Below are 16388 nucleotides of genomic sequence, written 5' to 3'. Positions count from 1 at the left end.
AGCCCCCGATTTTCGCGGGCTTTTTCAGTCTGTGACTTCGACGATCATCAACTCGCGCTCGGAGGCATCGCGCGCATGTTCCAGCGCCGCTTGGTATTCCGGCGAGTGATAGCAGGCCTCGGCCGCCTCAAGGCTGGGAAAGCGCGCGACAACATTGCGCGCCCGTTCCTTGCCTTCCAGCTGCACGAAACGGCCACCACGGGCGATGAAGGCACCGCCATGGGCCGCAATCGCCGGACCGGCCAGTTCGGCGTATTTGCCATAGGCGTCAGGGTCCGTCACGGTGACATGGGCAATCCAAAGCGCGCTCATAGGGTCTCCAATACTTGCTTGGCCGCGGCGAGGGCCGCATCTGCGTTTTCAACCGAGGCACCGCCCCCTTGGGCCATATCGGGCCGCCCGCCGCCGCCCTTGCCACCCAGTTCGGGGGTCACGGCGCGCAGGATATCAACCGCCGAAATCCGGTCCGTAAGATCACCGGTGACACCGGCCGCCACGGCCGCACGCCCGCCTGTATCGGCGATCAACACAACCACGCCGGACCCGACCTTGTCCTTGAACTGGTCAACAAGCGCGGGCAAATCCTTGCCCGACACGCCCGTCATCACCTGACCCATAAAGCAGATGCCGTTGATTTCGACCTGCGCAGCACTTTCGCCGGCCCCGCCGCCCATGGCCAGTTCGCGGCGCAGTTGCGCCACCTCGTTCGCCAGTGCCTTGCGTTCATCCAGCAATGCCTTGACGCGATCGGGCACATCCGCCGCCTGCGCCTTAAGCGCCAGAGCGACCTGTGCCAGCCTGTGATCTTGCGCTTGCAGGTAATCCATCGCGGCCTGTCCGGTCAGCGCCTCGATCCGGCGCACGCCCGATGACGACGCAGAGTCGCCCAGCGTCACAAACGCGCCGATATCACCGGTCTGGCGCACATGGGTGCCACCGCAAAGTTCAATCGAATAGGTCTGCCCGTCGGCGCCTTTGCCGGTATCGGCACGGCCCATGGACACCACGCGCACCTCGTCGCCGTATTTTTCACCAAACAGCGCCTGCGCCCCCATGGCGCGGGCATCATCGGGAGTCATGATGCGGGTTTCCACGGGGGTGTTCTGGCGGATCATCGCGTTCACATCGGCCTCGACCTTGCGCAGTTCCGCAAGGCTCAGCCCCTTGCCGTGGCTGAAATCGAACCGCAGCCTGTCGGGCGCATTCAATGATCCGCGCTGCGCCACATGATCGCCCAAAGCCTCGCGCAGGGCTTCGTGCAGCAGGTGCGTGGCGGAATGGTTGGCGCGAATATCGGTGCGGCGGGCGTGATCGACGATCAGTTCCGCGCCCTGGCCGGTCTTGATCTCGCCCTCGCTCACTTCGGCGATGTGGATGAACAGCCCCGCCTCCTTGCGGGTGTCGGTCACGGAGGCTTGGCCTGTGTCGGTCCTGATCAGGCCCGTGTCGCCCACCTGCCCGCCGCTTTCGGCATAGAACGGTGTCTGGTTCAGCACGATCTGCACTTTGCCTTTGGCGGCCTTGGCGACTTGCGCGCCATCAGCGACCAGCGCCAGCACCTGCCCTTCGGCGGTTTCGGTTTCGTAGCCAAGGAAATCGGTGGTGCCATGGGTATCGGCAATGTCGAACCAGACGGCCGCGTCCGCAGTTTCGCCCGTGCCGACCCAGGCCGCGCGCGCCTTGGCCTTTTGCTGCGCCATGGCGGCATCGAACCCGTCTGTGTCCACCAGAATGCCCCGGTCGCGCAGGGCGTCCTGGGTCAGGTCCAGCGGGAAGCCGTAGGTATCGTAAAGTTTGAACGCCGCATCGCCGGACAGGGATTGCCCTTCGGACAGCCCCGATGCCTCGTCGGACAGCAGTTTCAACCCGCGATCAAGGGTCTGGCGAAAGCGCTCTTCCTCGCCCAGCAGGGTTTCCGCGATGGTGGCCTTGCGTTCCACCAGTTCGGGGTATGCCGCGCCCATCTGCTGCACCAGTTCAGGCACAAGGCGGTGCATCACAGGGTCTTTGGCCCCCAGCAGGTGGGCATGGCGCATGGCACGGCGCATGATCCGGCGCAGCACATATCCGCGCCCTTCATTACTTGGCATCACCCCTTCGGCAATCAGGAACGAGGTCGAGCGCAGGTGGTCGGCAATCACGCGGTGGTGCACCGCTTGGTCGCCATCGGGATCAACGCCCGTGGCATTGGCCGAAGCGCCGATCAGGGCGCGCATCAGGTCGGTTTCATAAACGCTATTGGAGCCTTGCAGCAACGATGCAATCCGTTCCAGTCCCATGCCGGTGTCGATGCTTTGCATATCAAGCGGTGTCATCGTGCCATCTGCAAACTGTTCGTTCTGCATGAAAACGACGTTCCAGATTTCGATGAAACGGTCGCCGTCCTCTTCGGGTGAACCGGGCGGGCCGCCCCAGATATGATCGCCGTGATCAAAGAAGATTTCGGTGCAGGGACCACAGGGGCCGGTCGGCCCCATCTGCCAGAAATTGTCATCGGTGGCGATGCGAATGATCCGGTCTTCGGGGACACCGATTTTCTTCCACAGATCGAAGGCTTCGTCGTCGTTGTGATAGACGGTGGTCAGCAGGCGTGATTTGTCGATGCCAAAATCCTTGGTCAGCAACTCCCAGGCGAACGGAATCGCGTCTTCCTTGAAGTAATCGCCAAAGCTGAAATTCCCCAGCATTTCAAAGAATGTCAGGTGGCGCGCGGTGTAACCGACATTATCAAGATCGTTGTGTTTGCCGCCCGCGCGCACGCATTTCTGGCTGGTCACGGCGCGTTTGTAGTCGCGGTGTTCCAGTCCGGTAAACAGGTTCTTGAACTGCACCATGCCCGAATTGGTGAACATCAGGGTCGGGTCGTTGCGCGGCACCAGCGGGCTTGAGGCGACAACTTGGTGGCCCTGACGTTTGTAGTAGTCAAGGAAGGTCGAACGGATGTCGGCAAGGCTGGTCATGGCGCACTCTTTTGGTTGGTTGCGCCTGAAATAGCCCTGCCCCAAGGCAGTGTCCACAGTCTGTTAAAAATGGGACATGCGAAAAGGGCGCAGCCTGTGCTGCGCCCCTGTCGTTGGACATTGTGAATGTGGTGGATTACCCGTCGATCAGCGCGTCATCATCGCTGTCGTTGGCAGCTTTCGCCTCGCCCGGTTCCATCTCGAAATCAAGGCCGTGGGCGGCGCGGATCTTGTCCTCGATCTCCATGGCGATGCCCGGGTTATCCTTGAGAAACACCTTGGAGTTTTCACGCCCCTGCCCGATCCGTTCATCGCCATACGAGAACCACGCGCCGGACTTTTCGACGATCCCCGCCTTGACGCCCAGATCAAGAAGTTCGCCGGTCTTGGAAATGCCTTCGCCATACATGATGTCGAATTCTACCTGCTTGAAGGGCGGCGCGACCTTGTTTTTCACGACTTTGACGCGGGTGGCGTTGCCGACAACCTCGTCACGGTCTTTCAGGGCACCGATGCGGCGGATGTCCAGACGCACGGAAGAATAGAATTTCAGCGCATTGCCGCCCGTGGTGGTTTCGGGGCTGCCGAACATCACGCCGATCTTCATGCGGATCTGGTTGATGAACACCACCGTGCAATTGGTGCGGTGGATTGAACCTGTCAGCTTGCGCATGGCCTGTGACATCAGACGGGCATGGACGCCCACGCTGCTGTCACCCATATCGCCTTCAAGTTCGGACTTGGGTGTCAGCGCGGCGACCGAGTCAACGACGATCATGCTGACGGCACCCGAACGCACCAGCGTGTCAACGATTTCCAGCGCCTGTTCGCCCGTATCGGGCTGCGAGATCAGGAGTTCGTCCAGATTGACGCCAAGCTTGCGGGCATATTGCGGGTCCAGCGCGTGTTCGGCGTCAACAAAGGCGCAAACCCCGCCCTTTTTCTGTTCTTCGGCCACGCAATGCAGGGTCAGGGTGGTTTTCCCCGATGATTCCGGCCCGTAGATTTCAACGATCCGCCCCTTGGGGATGCCACCAATGCCAAGGGCGATATCAAGGCCCAGCGAGCCGGTCGATGTCGATTCAATATCGGCGAGCACATTGTCCCCGCCCAGTTTCATGATCGAGCCTTTGCCGAACTGCCGTTCGATCTGGGCCAGGGCACTGTCGAGCGCCTTTTGTTTGTCCGCTGATTTCTTGTCGGTCATGCTGAGAAGTTCTGCCGTTGCCATGTGTTTTGTCCTTATTCCATGCGCGCCCCAAATCTGCAATCTGTGGGCTGCAATCACTGCTGTTGTTCACCTCTTGTTCCGTTGATGGGACCAAAATGAGAACATTTCAAGATAAATCTTTCCTGACCCCACTTTTTCCCCAAGTGGTTAAGGAGTAGTTTACAAAGACGCGGTGAAATGGCTCAACGCCAAGGAGTAGTGTTAAATGCTTGTTTTCTGGAGCGAAAAGCTGGTGATGCTGGCGGTTCCCAAGACCGGAACGACCGCGCTGGAACGGGCATTGTCGCCAAAGGCGTCGATGGTCATGCGCGATCCGCCGCTTTTGAAACACGCGCCCGTTTACCGCTACCGGCGATTCCTTCACCCCTATTTCAAGCAGGCCGGTGGTCAGGAGATGGAAACCCTTGCCGTGGTGCGCGAACCCGTCGACTGGCTGGGCAGCTGGTATCGCTATCGCCACCGCGATGATCTGATTGGTCACAAGAACAGCACCCGCGACATCAGTTTCGATGATTTCGTGCAGGCCTATATGAAAGGCGCCAAGCCGCCCTTTGCGCAGGTCGGCAGTCAGGCCAAGTTCCTGCTTGATAAAGAGGGCGAGATTGGCGTGAACCATCTGTTCCAATACGAACAACAGGATCAGTTGATTGCCTATCTTGAGGATCGTCTGGGCGTCGAGATTGCCCTGCCACAGATGAATGTCTCACCGCGGATGCCATTGGAGCTGTCGGAGGCGACCCACGCCAAATTCCAGCGAAAATGCGCCGATGAATTTCGCGTCCATGCGGCGGGGCGGCGATAGCGGTGGTATTGTATCAAGGGCGGGTTAAGGTGGCGGTATGAAACTCAATCGACGTGTCTTTCTTGCCGCATCAGGCGCTTTCGGGTTGGCGGCCTGCACCGCCGCCCCGGCCATCCAGCGGGTCAGCACCAACGGATTGCCAGCCGATCTGCGCCCCGTGCCAAACGATGGTTTTACCCGCTGGGTCGCGGCATTCCGGCCGCGCGCGCGCAGTGCCGGCATTTCGGCCGCCACGCTGGACGCGGCCTTTGCCAATGCGGGCTACCTGCCCGGTGTGATCACCCGCGATGGCACCCAGATCCAGACGCGCCGCACCCTTGAAGAATACCTGTCCATCGCCACCTCGGACGAACGCATCAGCAAGGGGCGCGCCGCCTTTGCCCGCCACGCCAGCACCCTGTCGGCGATTGAATCGCGTTACGGTGTGGATGCGCTGATCGTCGCGGCGATCTGGGGAATGGAAAGCCAGTTTGGCGAAAAACGCGGCCAGATTCCCGTGGTGTCCGCCACGGCGACCCTTGCCTATGACGGGCGGCGCGGCGCGTTTTACGAATCGCAGCTGATTGCCGCCCTGCGCATCCTTGAAAACGGCGACACGACCCCTTCCCGCCTGACCGGAAGCTGGGCAGGCGCCATGGGTCATACGCAGTTTATTCCCACGTCCTATCAATCCTTTGCGGTGGATTTCACCGGTGACGGGCGGCGCGACATCTGGGGCGACGACCCCGCCGATGCGCTGGCCTCGACGGCCAGCTATCTGGCGCGCAACGGCTGGCGCACAGGACTGCCATGGGGGGCCGAGGCTGGCACGGGCGGGCCATCCGGGCGCACGATCCAGCCACAGGCGGGCGGTGTCAGTTTCACGGTGACGCGCAATTTCGACGTGCTGAAAACCTATAACAATTCCGATCTATATGCGCTTGGTGTCGGGCATCTGGCTGACCGGATCGGCGGTGCGGGCCCCTTGCGCGGCAGCTTTCCACCCGATGCCAACGGGCTGACGCGCGACGACAGGCTGGCGATGCAGCGTGCGCTGGCCGCGCGCGGCTATGACATCGGCACGATCGACGGTGTAATCGGTGCGAAAACCGAAGCCGCGATCAGCGATTTCCAACGCCGTCAGGGGATGGATGTGACAGGGCGCGCAACCCGTGATGTGCTGGCGGCGCTCCGCTAGACCCGCGCATTTCAATTAAAATTCTATCTTCTTAGGGGCTTACATGATGGGTGTGACCTGACCTAAACCAGTGTGAGGTGTCACACGGGGTTAGCCATGCGCATTTGCATCATCGACGACGAACGTATCAGTCTGAACGTGATCCGCGCGGTGCTGTCGCGCCACGCAACCTATGATGTCGAAGCCTTCCAAAGCGCGCAGGCAGCGCTGGATCGCTGCGCTGAAACCACCTTTGATCTGGTGCTGGTCGATTACCGCATGGATGAAATGAACGGCATCGAATGCCTGAAAAAACTGCGCGCGATGGTGCAGTATCAAGTCGTGCCAATCATCATGCTGACGGCGGACAATGACCGTGATCTGCGCCTTGAGGCGGTGAAATCAGGGGCGACAGATTTCCTGAACAAACCCTTTGACCCCGAAGAACTGCGCGTGCGGGCCAAGAACCTGCTGGCCCTGCGCGAGGCGCAGCTGGCCCTGATGGACCGCGCCAAACATCTTGACTACGAAGTGCAAAAAGCCACGCAAAAGCTGGTCGCGCGCGAGGAAGAACTGATCTGGCGGCTGTCGCGTGCCATTGAAACGCGCGATGGATCGACGGGCGAACATATTTCACGCGTGGCCTCGGTTGCCAAGGTCATCGCGCGCGAGTTGGGGCTAAGCCGCGCCTATTGCCGCACGCTTTATCTGGCCACGCCCCTGCATGACACGGGCAAGATCGGCATCAGCGATGCGGTCTTGAACAAGCCCGGCGCGTTGACGCCCGCCGAACGCAAGGAAATCGAAACACACACTGATATCGGTGCGCGCATCCTGCAGGACGGCGAAAGCGAATTGATCCGCATGGCGCACGAAATTGCGCTTTATCACCACGAAAAATGGGATGGCAGCGGCTATGGCGGCGGGCTTGCGGGCGACGATATCCCCCTGCCCGGCCGGATCGCGGCGGTGGCCGATGTGTTTGACGCCCTGTGCTCCGAGCGGACCTATAAACCGGCGTGGTCTTTTGATGCGGCTTACAACGAAATCTTAACCCAATCGGGTAAACACTTTGATCCTGACTGTGTCGCGGCCTTTTGTGCGGGGATCGACGACATTCGCAAGATTTACCAACCGGCGTCCAGTTCAACTGACGTCGCCTGACCCTGAAGGACTGTCATGAAATTTTTTACAACGCTCGCGATGATCATGTTTGCAGGGCTGGCCAATGCCGACACCCTGTCAATGCCCACTGGCCCGGTTGTTCTGACCGTCACGGGCCAGATTGCCCACACCAACGGCGATGGCATCGCGCAGTTTGATCAGGCGATGCTGGCTGATCTGGCGCAACGCGACACGGTGACAAACACGCCATGGTTTGGCGAACCCCATACGTTCAGCGGCCCCCTGGGCGCGGCCATTCTGGATGCTGTCGGTGCGACCGGTGACACATTGCAAGTGGTCGCCCTGAATGACTACGCAGCCGAGGTGCCAGCACAAGACCTGCGCGACTTTGATGTGGTGTTCGCCACCCATCTGGACGGCAACCTGATGTCGGTGCGCGACAAGGGCCCGCTGTTCCTGATCTATCCGTTTGACGAAGTGCCCGACCTGTTTAACGAAGTGTATTTTGGTCGCTCGGTCTGGCAAATCACCCGCATCGACGTGCAGGGGTAATGTGGGTGCGATCCTGCGAAAACTGATCCCTCGGTCGATCGGCTGGGTAACGGCGACGTTGATCATCCTCGGCGTGATCATGATCGCCGCCACGGTCTATCTGTTCCTGAGCTTGCGTGACAAACAGCAGGATGTCTCGCAAAGCGTGCGCGAAGATGCGATGTGGGCGGTATTCCAGACCCACCGCGAGGCATCGCGCCTTGTGGATGCGATCCTGGTTGCGCGATCCCAACCCGATGCCGCAACCCTTGGCGCTGTGCGGATGAACTTTGATCTGTTGTATAGCCGTGTGACGCTGTTGTCGGCGGGGGTGTTTGCCGAACCCTTCCAGGGATCAGCCGACCTGCAAAGCGGTGCCGACAAGGTGCGACGGGACATTCTTTCGCTGGCGCAAACCATCGACGCGCTTGCCGCCGACGATGCCGTCTTCACTGCGGCCCTTCCCGGTCTTTTACGTGATGCCCGCGCAATCCAGACGCAAAGCAATGCATTGGTCATTGCCACCAACCGACGCCTGAGCGTCGCCCGCACCCGCGATCGCGCACAATTGTTGGCGGACTATCAACGCCTTGCCACAGTTGTTGCCATCACAGCCCTGTTGTTTGCCGCAACGATTACCTTGCAATTCAAGCAATTGCGCACGATTTCCCAAACCCAGCGACAGCTGCGCGACCTTTCCCAACGCAATTCCGAAACCGCCAAGCTGGCGCAGGCCGCAAGCGAGGCAAAGTCGCTGTTTCTTGCGATGATGAGCCATGAAATCCGCACACCCCTGAACGGGATCATCGGTGCGGCCGACCTTTTGATGGATACCGATCTTGCGCCGACGCAGGCGCGCCGCGCCCAGACAATCCGCCGGTCGGGCCATATTTTGCTGGATGTGATCAATGATATTCTGGATTATTCGAACCTTGACGCCAATGGTGTGACCTATAGCAATTTGCCGGTGTCCCTGCCGGAACTGGCCGATCTTCTGGCCGATGTGTTTCAGCACCGCCTTGACGATGCCCAACTGGCCTTTGCCATTGATTTGCCACCGATCATTGTGTCGACGGACGATGTGCGCCTGCGCCAGGTACTGCTGAACCTGATCGGCAATGCGATCAAGTTTACGCCCGAAGGCGGCATCCAACTGCGTGCAACCCTGCAAGACGGCACATTGCTGCGCTTTGAAGTGCAAGACAGCGGTGTCGGGATCGCGGTCGCGGACCAGCACAAGCTGTTCCAGAACTTTAGCCAGATCGGCAACGCGACCTCGCGCAGCTTTGGTGGCACGGGGCTGGGACTTGCGATTTCCAAACGGATCGTCACCGGCATGGGCGGGCAGATCGGTGTGGACAGTGCCCCCGGCCAGGGCAGCACCTTCTGGTTCGACATTCCCGTCGAGGTGCTGGGCGATGCGCCCGCACAACACGCGCGGGCCCTTGCGCAAACGCCGCACGACACGGGCATTGAAGCACATATCCTGCTGGCCGAAGACAACGCCATCAACAGCGAGGTCGCCACTGCCTTGCTGGAAAGCTTTGGCGCGACCGTCACGACTGCGGCGAACGGTGAACTGGCGCTGCAAGCCCTGGAATTCGGCGCGTTTGATCTGGTCATCATGGACCAGCAAATGCCCGTCATGGACGGAATTGAGGCCACGAAAGCCTTGCGCGAACGCGGCTTTACGCTGCCGGTGATCGGGTTGACGGCAAACGCCTTTGCCCAGGACCGGCAGCGCTGTCTTGATGCGGGGATGGACGAATTCGTTGCCAAACCAGTCACGCGCAAGAAAATCGCCGCGATCCTTGCCAAACATGTGCGCGCCGCCGATCCTGGCAGCGTTGGCACGCCCGCCAAGGCCGGCAGCGCGCTGCTGGACATGGACCAATTCGCGCCCATGCTGTCGGACCTTGGGCCGGATCTGTTTCATGACATGCTGGAAAACCTTGCGCGCGATGGCGCTGGCTTGGTCACGGATGTCAAAGGTGCCGCGCAGGGCAGCCCCGCCTATGATCACGCGCTGCATACCCTCAAAGGGGCAACCGCAACCTTGGGTCTGGCATATCTGGCCACCACCGCCCAAACACTGCGTGACAGCCCCGATGCCACAGGGATTGCCCGTCTGGATCAGGATCTGGAGGTCAGTCTGAACGCCGCCTTTGCCGCACTGGAAAGCGCAAAAAACGAAGCGGTCAAGAAGGTCGGCTGACAGCGTCCATGGACGGCCGGCGCCGCGCGCACCATGCGCCTGCGGGCGTTGCGGCCAAACCGCCGCCAAACCCTGCAACGGACCTGAAAATCCGTAATCGGCTGTCTCTATTGTTGTCTATTAGGTGAGGTGGCGGACAGACAGGGATTCGAACCCTGGAGACGGTCTCCCGCCTACACACTTTCCAGGCGTGCGCCTTCGACCACTCGGCCACCTGTCCGTGGGGTGTCCTTAATCCAAGCGGTATGGCAGTTTCAAGGGGCAGTTCACCAAAGGCGTCAGTTTTTGCGCGTGATCCACAGGGCCGTGGCCATCAGGCATTCACCCAAGGCCGCGATCACGATTGCAGCGCTTGCGGACCCTTCCAGAAATGCAGCCACGCCAGTGACGGCAATCCCGACAAAGGTCAGGGCAAAGCCAAGCGCCACGGCGCGGCGCAGCGGGCTGTCAGGCGCACCAGCGGCAAGCCACAAAATGACCGCGGGCGCGATGAACATCGGCGCAGCGCGGCGTGTGATGAACTGCACATCCGCATCCGCGCCCACCCCGTAGGTCGGGGCGTAGGCGGCTGGAAACACCAGCAGGATCACAAACAGCACCGCACAGATCGCGGCGACACTCCGCGCAACCAAGGCAAAGCTCATGACACCAAGTGCATGTAAACGCGGCGGTTTTGCTTGCCCTTCTTTTCGATCTTGCCAATGCGCACCCTGCCGATTTCACCGGTATAGGCCACATGTGTGCCGCCACAGGGTTGCAGATCGGCGGTGTTTTCGCCGCTGCCGATACGGATCAGGCGAATGCGCCCTGCCCCGCGCGGCGGCTGCACGGATAGGGTTTTCACCAGCGCGGGGTTGGCATCCAGTTCGGCCTCGGCGATCCATTCTTCGCTGACCTTGAAATCGCAGGCGATCAGCTTGTTCAGGGTATCTTCGATTTCGGCCTTGTCGTCGGGGGCTCCGGGCATATCGAAATCAAGGCGCCCCTTGTCGGCGGAAATGGACCCGCCCGTCACAGGCAACGGGATCACGACCGACAACAGGTGCAACGCGGTGTGCACGCGCATCAGCCGGTGGCGGCGGTCCCAGTGCAGGGACTGGGTCACAGGCGCGCCAAGGGGCGGCAGCGGCGCGGGTTCGGCAGGCACAAGGATGATCGCGTCCGTTTCGCCTTTGACGGTCGTGGCTATTTCGATTGCACCACCGTCCCATGAAAGCTGGCCGCTATCGCCGGGCTGGCCACCACCTGTGGCATAAAACACCGTTTGATCCAGCACGATCCCGCCTTCGTCGGTGATCGCGGTGACGGTGGCAGGTGCATCGCGCAAATAGGCGTTATCGCGAAACAGGGGCGTGGTCATGATGTGCCGTCCTTCGCCTTTGGTTTGGGCTTTGGTTTGGGCTTGGCCGCGCCGGGCAGGGTCTCGGGATTGCGCAGCCAGACGTCACGCTGGGCAAAGGGTATCTCGATCCCTTCCTCGGCGAATTTGCGGGCGATGGCGTGGTTCAGGTCGGACTTGACCTTGAGCACCCAGTTCACATCCCGCAGGATCGCGCGGATCTCGAAATCAAGGGAATCTGCGCCAAAACCCTGGAACACGACACTGGGCGCAGGGTTAGCCAGCACCATCGGGTGCTCTTGCGCGAGTTCCAGCAGCATGTCGGAAATACGATCGGTGTCGGTGCCATAGGCCACGCCAACCGGCACAATCACGCGGCCGATACTGTTGCCACGGGTCCAGTTGATGACCTGCCCGCTGACAAGATCGGCGTTGGGCACGATGACATCGGTGCGATCAAAAGTTTCGATCCGGGTCGAGCGCACGGAAATATCGCGCACATAACCCATCTGGTTGCCGACCTCGATCCAGTCACCTTCGGAGATGGGCCGTTCGATCAGCAGGATGATACCGGCAACAAAGTTCGACACGATGTTTTGCAGACCGAAACCGATGCCCACCGAAAGGGCACCTGCGACAATCGCAAGCCCGGACAGATCAATGCCCGCAGTGGTAATCGCGACCAGCGCCGCCAGGAAAATCCCCACATAGCCAAGGCCGGACACGACCGCGTTCTGCCCGCCGATATCCATGCGCGTCTTGGGCAACACGGTGGTGCGCAGCGTGCCCTGCACCAGTCGCGTCACCGTGTAACCGATGGCGAACACGATCGCGAATGTCAGGAAGCTGGTCGGCGAAATCTGTGTCGCGCCAATGGAAAAGCCCTGCCGGAACCGTGTCCAAAGCTCGGTCAGGTCCGCGACCCGCGCGCCCCAGACCAGCGACAGGACGGGCAGCGCCAGCAGCATCAACACAAAGCCGATCAACACCGGGATAAGTGCATCGCGGCTGCCGTCCTCGGCGCGGGTCAGCAGGGTGTAGATGTCAAACACAAGGATTTGCAGCAGCAATACGACACCCAGCACACCTAGCGACATGACGGCCGGATAAAGCAGCGTGTTGGCCGCCGCCGTATACCCCAACACCGCCAGCAGCGGCGCGATGGCGGCAATCACCACCAAAATGCGCCCGACCAGCGCAACTAGGCGATCCGTATAGGGCCGTGGCGCGGGCATGTCGTCCTGATCGGCTGGCGCAGGTGGCGCTGCGCCGTAGCGCACCAGCATCTGCCCTAGCCGGAACAACATCAGCGCGACCAGCACCGCGACAGGTAACAACACCACCGCTTGCACCGCCGCGGAGGCATCAATCACCGTCAGGAACGATTCCAGCAGGATACGCGCGCCCAGCAACCACCCCAGTGACGTGCTAAGCCAGCGGCCCTGGCTGCGTTTCTCGGGCGCGAAGTCAAGCGGGGCAACGCCCACCTGCCCGTCCGCATCCGCAAAGAAGTGCCCCGAAAGCCAGCGGGCAAACAGCACAAACAGCGCCACTGCAGGAAGCACATTCAGCAGCGCCGTGCCCCGCTGGCCCAATACCCCAAGCGCATCAACCGCTGCCGTCACCGCGACAACACCCAGCAGCGGCAGGATGATCTGGCTGAGGGAAATTACGAAATCCCAGACACCGCGCCCACGCCGCGACCGCGCGACCACCAGGTTTTGCAAGCGCGCGGCCCATCGCTGCCCCCGCAAGAGCAGCACAAAACCGACCAGCGCCAACAGGCCTGCGGCGGGCGCTGCACTGATCACGACCGCACGGCGGACCTGGTTGTTCAGGGTGGCGCGCGCTTCGTTGTAGATGGCCACGCCGCCCGACTTTACCGCGTCCCAGGTCGCGGTCCAGTTCTGCGGCATCAGGGGGGACGTGTCGCGCGCATAAAGCGCCTGCGCCTGACGGTCACGGATCAGCGTGTCAATTTCGCTGATCAGCCCGTTGGCTTGTGTATGCGCCTCCTCGGCAAGGATCACAGGCGCTTGCAAGCGATCCAGCTGATCGTTGAGAACCGAGCGGCGCGCGGCAATCGCCGGAGATTCCTCGATCGGATCGCCCGCTTCGTTGGTTGTTGGACCAAGCGCGCTGATCTGGGCCGAAACGGTTTCGATCCGCGCGCTGTTGACCGATTGACCCGCCAGAAACGTGTCGCGCCACTCAACCAGTTCAGCGCGCAGTTGTTCCAGCGCAAAGCTTGATGCGCGCCCGGCTTCAAGGGCGGATTCGGCGCGGCTGGCCACACTGTCCCACTGGCCATAATCAATGCCTGCAACGGTTTCACGGGTCAGGGTTTCAGCCTGAACGGCCTCGGCGGCGGCTGTGTCGTCGCTTGTGTCCTGCGCGATGGCGTCCAGGGGCAGGACAAGCAGCAACCACAGCGCCGCGAAGCGAATGATGCGCATCAGGGTCATACGTCCTCGAATACACCAGGGATGGATTGCGGCGCGGCCGTCAGCCAGCCGGGGACCGGCAGACCCTTTTCGCGCAGGAATTCGGGGTTCCAGAGCTTGGATTGATACCGCGTGCCGTAATCACACAACACCGTCACGATGGTCTTGCCCGGCCCCATTTCGCGCGCCATGCGGATTGCACCGGCGACGTTGATGCCCGATGATCCACCCAGACATAGCCCTTCGTGTTCCAGCAGGTCGAACACGATCGGCAAAGCCTCGCTGTCGGGAATGTTGAACGACATATCGGGCGTGAACCCTTCAAGGTTGGCGGTGATACGCCCCTGCCCGATCCCTTCGGAAATCGAACTGCCGGACGATGCATGTTCGCCCGTCGTGTAAAAGCTGTGCAGCGTTGCGCCATCGGGATCGGCCAGCGCGATTTTCACGCCCTTGGGTTGCAGCGCCATGCCGACACCGGCCAGCGTGCCGCCCGACCCGACAGCACAGACGAACCCGTCAACCTTGCCGCCCGTCTGGTCCCAGATTTCCGGCCCCGTGGTTTCGATATGGGCCTGCCGGTTGGCCACATTGTCAAACTGGTTGGCCCAGATGACACCCTGATTGGTTTCGCGCGCCAGCTTTTCCGCCAGCCGCCCCGAATAGCGGACATAGTTGTTGGGATTGCGATAAGGCGCGGCGGGCACCTGCACCAGTTCGGCCCCTGCCAGGCGCAACATGTCCTTCTTTTCCTGCGATTGCGTTTCGGGAATGACGATCACGGTTTTGAACCCCATCGAGGCCCCGACCAGCGCAAGGCCGATGCCTGTGTTTCCGGCGGTGCCTTCGACAATCGTGCCACCCGGTTTCAGCTGCCCCTTGGCAATCGCATCACGGATGATGAACAGCGCCGCGCGGTCCTTGACGGACTGGCCGGGGTTCATGAATTCCGCCTTGCCCAGAATGGTGCAGCCTGTGGCCTCGCTCGCGGCGCGCAGTTTGATCAGGGGGGTGTTGCCAACAGTATCGGCGAGGTCGGATTTTATCTGCATCTTTCGGGCCTTTCTTGCTTGCCCTCCTGTCTAGGGGCGCGCTGGTGCGAACTCAAGCAGATGCACGCAACCCCTCACGGTTTCGTGCCAACCAATGCCCTGCGGCGATCAGGGGCAAGACGCGAAAGCCGCCTGCATTCAGGCGCGCATCAAATTCATCCCACGACAACAGGTGGCTGCGAATATCCTCGTCCTCGGCCAGTTCACCGCCAATGCCGGTGATGTCATCGGGCAGGTCACACAAGCCGACAAAAAGATTGAACACCTCGGTCGAGGAACCGGGGCTGGGATAGGCCGTGGCCACGGGCAGCAGGTCGCGCAGCGTAATCCCCGCTTCCTCCTCGGCCTCGCGGTGGGCGGCATCCTCGGCGGTTTCGCCACGATCAATCCGGCCCGCGATGGGTTCAATCGTCCAGGGGTTGTCGTCTCCCGTGCCGTAAACGCCCGTGCGGAACTGTTCGATCACCAAAACGCGGTCGCGCACAGGATCATATGGCAGCACGATCGCGCTTTCACAGCCGACGAAAACCGCGCGTTCCACAGTCGGGCTCATGCTGCCGTCGAACTTGCGAAACTGCAGATCGTATTCGTCCATGGCAAAGAAGTTTTCATAGACGCGGCGTTGGGCGATATGGCGCACGGTATCGGGGGCGGCGTCATAACCGGCCATCTTGTCGGCGGCGGCGATCAGGTTCTGCGCACCGAATTCGCTGTGCCATGTGTCATAGTCCCACAACACACCCGCATCCCACCGGGCGTTGGTGGGCCAATAGACCTCGGCCTCGTGCCATGTGCCGCTGGCATCCATGACACCGATATCGCGGCGGCGATAGCCAAACAGACCTTCGTAGTAATCAAGGCGGGCGTAGTCGGCCTGCGTCAGCCTGGTAAAGCGCACGCCCTTGGCAGCGCCGTCCTTGTCGGGCACCAGCAGCGGAAAGTCTTCCCCCTTGGCCCACCGCACGGAATGCCCTGTCAGCACGGCCCATTCGGTTTCATGAACGTCCACATCGCGCCCCAGCACCAGCGCCACAAGCGCCGGGTCGAGAAGGGTGCCGAAAATGACCAATCCCTTGTCCGGGGTCATCCTCAGGAATACCTGCTGCCGATGTATTCGGTGATCAGTGCGGCAATCAGCGAGCCGACAACCAAGGTGCCCAGCACCAGCGGCGTGGCCAGCCACATGCCCAGTTCGGCAGCCAGTTCCATGATACTGATCACCGCTTCGGAGGGGCCATCGTAGCGTTTGTTCAAAGACCGGTCGATCATTTCCACAAAGGAATGGGCAAACAGCGACCAGAATATGATCGCCGCAAAGGTCGTGAGGCCATAGCCGATGGCGGCACTTGTCCCGTCACCGGCGCGTTTTCCGGCGATGATCCAGCCCATCAACAGGCCGATCACGGCATTGATTTCGGCCCACATGGGTGGGGTGCGCCCTTCGGGGAACAGCGGCAGGGCCAGCAGCGACACATACCAGCAAAGCGGCGCAAACAGGATCGCCGCGGTCAAACGTCCGAAAGTAGGCATGGC

The 16388-nt window shown here is 61.2% G+C and carries 14 protein-coding genes and 1 tRNA gene; 5 read left to right on the top strand and 10 right to left on the bottom strand.

Features of this window, described 5'->3' with window-relative positions; genetic code table 11:
• Window positions 1-24 precede the first annotated feature (24 nt).
• The 3 genes from SJY21_RS01420 to recA form a co-directional block, all read right to left on the bottom strand.
• A complete protein-coding gene (locus tag SJY21_RS01420) occupies window positions 25-312 on the bottom strand; it encodes a DUF1330 domain-containing protein (RefSeq protein ID WP_377505129.1) in 288 nt (95 codons plus the stop codon).
• On the bottom strand, window positions 309-2960 hold the full coding sequence (alaS, locus tag SJY21_RS01415; RefSeq protein WP_377505126.1) for an alanine--tRNA ligase: 2652 nt from the start codon (window positions 2958-2960) through the stop codon (window positions 309-311). Before alaS ends, SJY21_RS01420 begins: the two co-directional genes overlap by 4 nt.
• Before the next feature lie 136 nt (window positions 2961-3096).
• Window positions 3097-4191: a recombinase RecA gene (recA, locus tag SJY21_RS01410; RefSeq protein ID WP_377505123.1), complete on the bottom strand. Its 1095-nt coding sequence runs from the start codon at window positions 4189-4191 to the stop codon at window positions 3097-3099.
• 205 nt (window positions 4192-4396) lie between these two features.
• Here recA and SJY21_RS01405 point away from each other — a divergent pair, with 205 nt between their 5' ends.
• The 5 genes from SJY21_RS01405 to SJY21_RS01385 all read left to right on the top strand — a co-directional run bounded on the left by SJY21_RS01405 (window position 4397) and on the right by SJY21_RS01385 (window position 10020).
• Entirely contained in the window at window positions 4397-4993 is a 597-nt protein-coding gene (locus tag SJY21_RS01405) for a gamma-glutamyl kinase (protein ID WP_377505120.1), read from the top strand.
• A gap of 37 nt (window positions 4994-5030) precedes the next feature.
• Window positions 5031-6170 (top strand): lytic murein transglycosylase, encoded by a 1140-nt coding sequence (locus SJY21_RS01400; protein WP_377505117.1) that lies wholly within the window; start codon window positions 5031-5033, stop codon window positions 6168-6170.
• A gap of 96 nt (window positions 6171-6266) precedes the next feature.
• On the top strand, window positions 6267-7313 hold the full coding sequence (locus SJY21_RS01395) for an HD-GYP domain-containing protein (protein WP_377505114.1): 1047 nt from the start codon (window positions 6267-6269) through the stop codon (window positions 7311-7313).
• A gap of 15 nt (window positions 7314-7328) precedes the next feature.
• Window positions 7329-7826: a hypothetical protein gene (locus SJY21_RS01390; RefSeq protein ID WP_377505111.1), complete on the top strand. Its 498-nt coding sequence runs from the start codon at window positions 7329-7331 to the stop codon at window positions 7824-7826.
• A gap of 1 nt (window position 7827) precedes the next feature.
• Window positions 7828-10020 carry an ATP-binding protein gene (locus SJY21_RS01385; protein ID WP_377505108.1) on the top strand — a complete coding sequence of 731 codons (2193 nt, stop codon included), beginning with the start codon at window positions 7828-7830 and terminating at the stop codon, window positions 10018-10020.
• A 130-nt stretch (window positions 10021-10150) separates the two neighbouring features.
• Here the strand turns inward: SJY21_RS01385 and SJY21_RS01380 are convergent.
• The 7 genes from SJY21_RS01380 to SJY21_RS01350 form a co-directional block, all read right to left on the bottom strand.
• Window positions 10151-10240, bottom strand: a tRNA-Ser gene (locus SJY21_RS01380).
• A gap of 58 nt (window positions 10241-10298) precedes the next feature.
• Window positions 10299-10664, bottom strand: coding sequence for a hypothetical protein (locus SJY21_RS01375; protein ID WP_377505105.1), 366 nt, complete (start codon window positions 10662-10664; stop codon window positions 10299-10301).
• Window positions 10661-11380 (bottom strand): alanyl-tRNA editing protein, encoded by a 720-nt coding sequence (locus tag SJY21_RS01370; RefSeq protein ID WP_377505102.1) that lies wholly within the window; start codon window positions 11378-11380, stop codon window positions 10661-10663. The genes SJY21_RS01375 and SJY21_RS01370 overlap by 4 nt, the downstream gene beginning before the upstream one ends.
• Window positions 11377-13815: a DUF3772 domain-containing protein gene (locus SJY21_RS01365; RefSeq protein ID WP_377505099.1), complete on the bottom strand. Its 2439-nt coding sequence runs from the start codon at window positions 13813-13815 to the stop codon at window positions 11377-11379. Before SJY21_RS01365 ends, SJY21_RS01370 begins: the two co-directional genes overlap by 4 nt.
• A 5-nt stretch (window positions 13816-13820) precedes the next feature.
• Entirely contained in the window at window positions 13821-14855 is a 1035-nt protein-coding gene (locus SJY21_RS01360) for a cysteine synthase A (protein WP_377505096.1), read from the bottom strand.
• 52 nt (window positions 14856-14907) lie between these two features.
• Window positions 14908-15942: an NUDIX domain-containing protein gene (locus tag SJY21_RS01355; protein ID WP_377505093.1), complete on the bottom strand. Its 1035-nt coding sequence runs from the start codon at window positions 15940-15942 to the stop codon at window positions 14908-14910.
• A gap of 2 nt (window positions 15943-15944) precedes the next feature.
• Window positions 15945-16385, bottom strand: a complete 441-nt coding sequence (locus tag SJY21_RS01350; protein ID WP_377505090.1) for a TrgA family protein — start codon at window positions 16383-16385, stop codon at window positions 15945-15947.
• Window positions 16386-16388 lie beyond the last annotated feature (3 nt).

The sequence above is a fragment of the Octadecabacter sp. R77987 genome, assembly GCF_042466115.1.
Lineage (GTDB): Bacteria > Pseudomonadota > Alphaproteobacteria > Rhodobacterales > Rhodobacteraceae > SW4.
The sequence above is the reverse complement of the archived record's forward strand: the minus strand, read 5'-3'. Positions and strand labels throughout refer to the sequence as shown.

Coding starts and splice junctions, on each gene's coding strand:
- SJY21_RS01375 (WP_377505105.1), bottom strand. CDS start 10,664: ATGAGCTTTGCCTTGGTTGCGCGGAGTGTCGCCGCGATCTGTGCGGTG.
- recA (WP_377505123.1), bottom strand. CDS start 4,191: ATGGCAACGGCAGAACTTCTCAGCATGACCGACAAGAAATCAGCGGAC.
- SJY21_RS01405 (WP_377505120.1), top strand. CDS start 4,397: ATGCTTGTTTTCTGGAGCGAAAAGCTGGTGATGCTGGCGGTTCCCAAG.
- SJY21_RS01355 (WP_377505093.1), bottom strand. CDS start 15,942: ATGACCCCGGACAAGGGATTGGTCATTTTCGGCACCCTTCTCGACCCG.
- SJY21_RS01400 (WP_377505117.1), top strand. CDS start 5,031: ATGAAACTCAATCGACGTGTCTTTCTTGCCGCATCAGGCGCTTTCGGG.
- SJY21_RS01365 (WP_377505099.1), bottom strand. CDS start 13,815: ATGCGCATCATTCGCTTCGCGGCGCTGTGGTTGCTGCTTGTCCTGCCC.
- SJY21_RS01350 (WP_377505090.1), bottom strand. CDS start 16,385: ATGCCTACTTTCGGACGTTTGACCGCGGCGATCCTGTTTGCGCCGCTT.
- SJY21_RS01370 (WP_377505102.1), bottom strand. CDS start 11,380: ATGACCACGCCCCTGTTTCGCGATAACGCCTATTTGCGCGATGCACCT.
- SJY21_RS01360 (WP_377505096.1), bottom strand. CDS start 14,855: ATGCAGATAAAATCCGACCTCGCCGATACTGTTGGCAACACCCCCCTG.
- SJY21_RS01390 (WP_377505111.1), top strand. CDS start 7,329: ATGAAATTTTTTACAACGCTCGCGATGATCATGTTTGCAGGGCTGGCC.
- SJY21_RS01395 (WP_377505114.1), top strand. CDS start 6,267: ATGCGCATTTGCATCATCGACGACGAACGTATCAGTCTGAACGTGATC.
- SJY21_RS01420 (WP_377505129.1), bottom strand. CDS start 312: ATGAGCGCGCTTTGGATTGCCCATGTCACCGTGACGGACCCTGACGCC.
- alaS (WP_377505126.1), bottom strand. CDS start 2,960: ATGACCAGCCTTGCCGACATCCGTTCGACCTTCCTTGACTACTACAAA.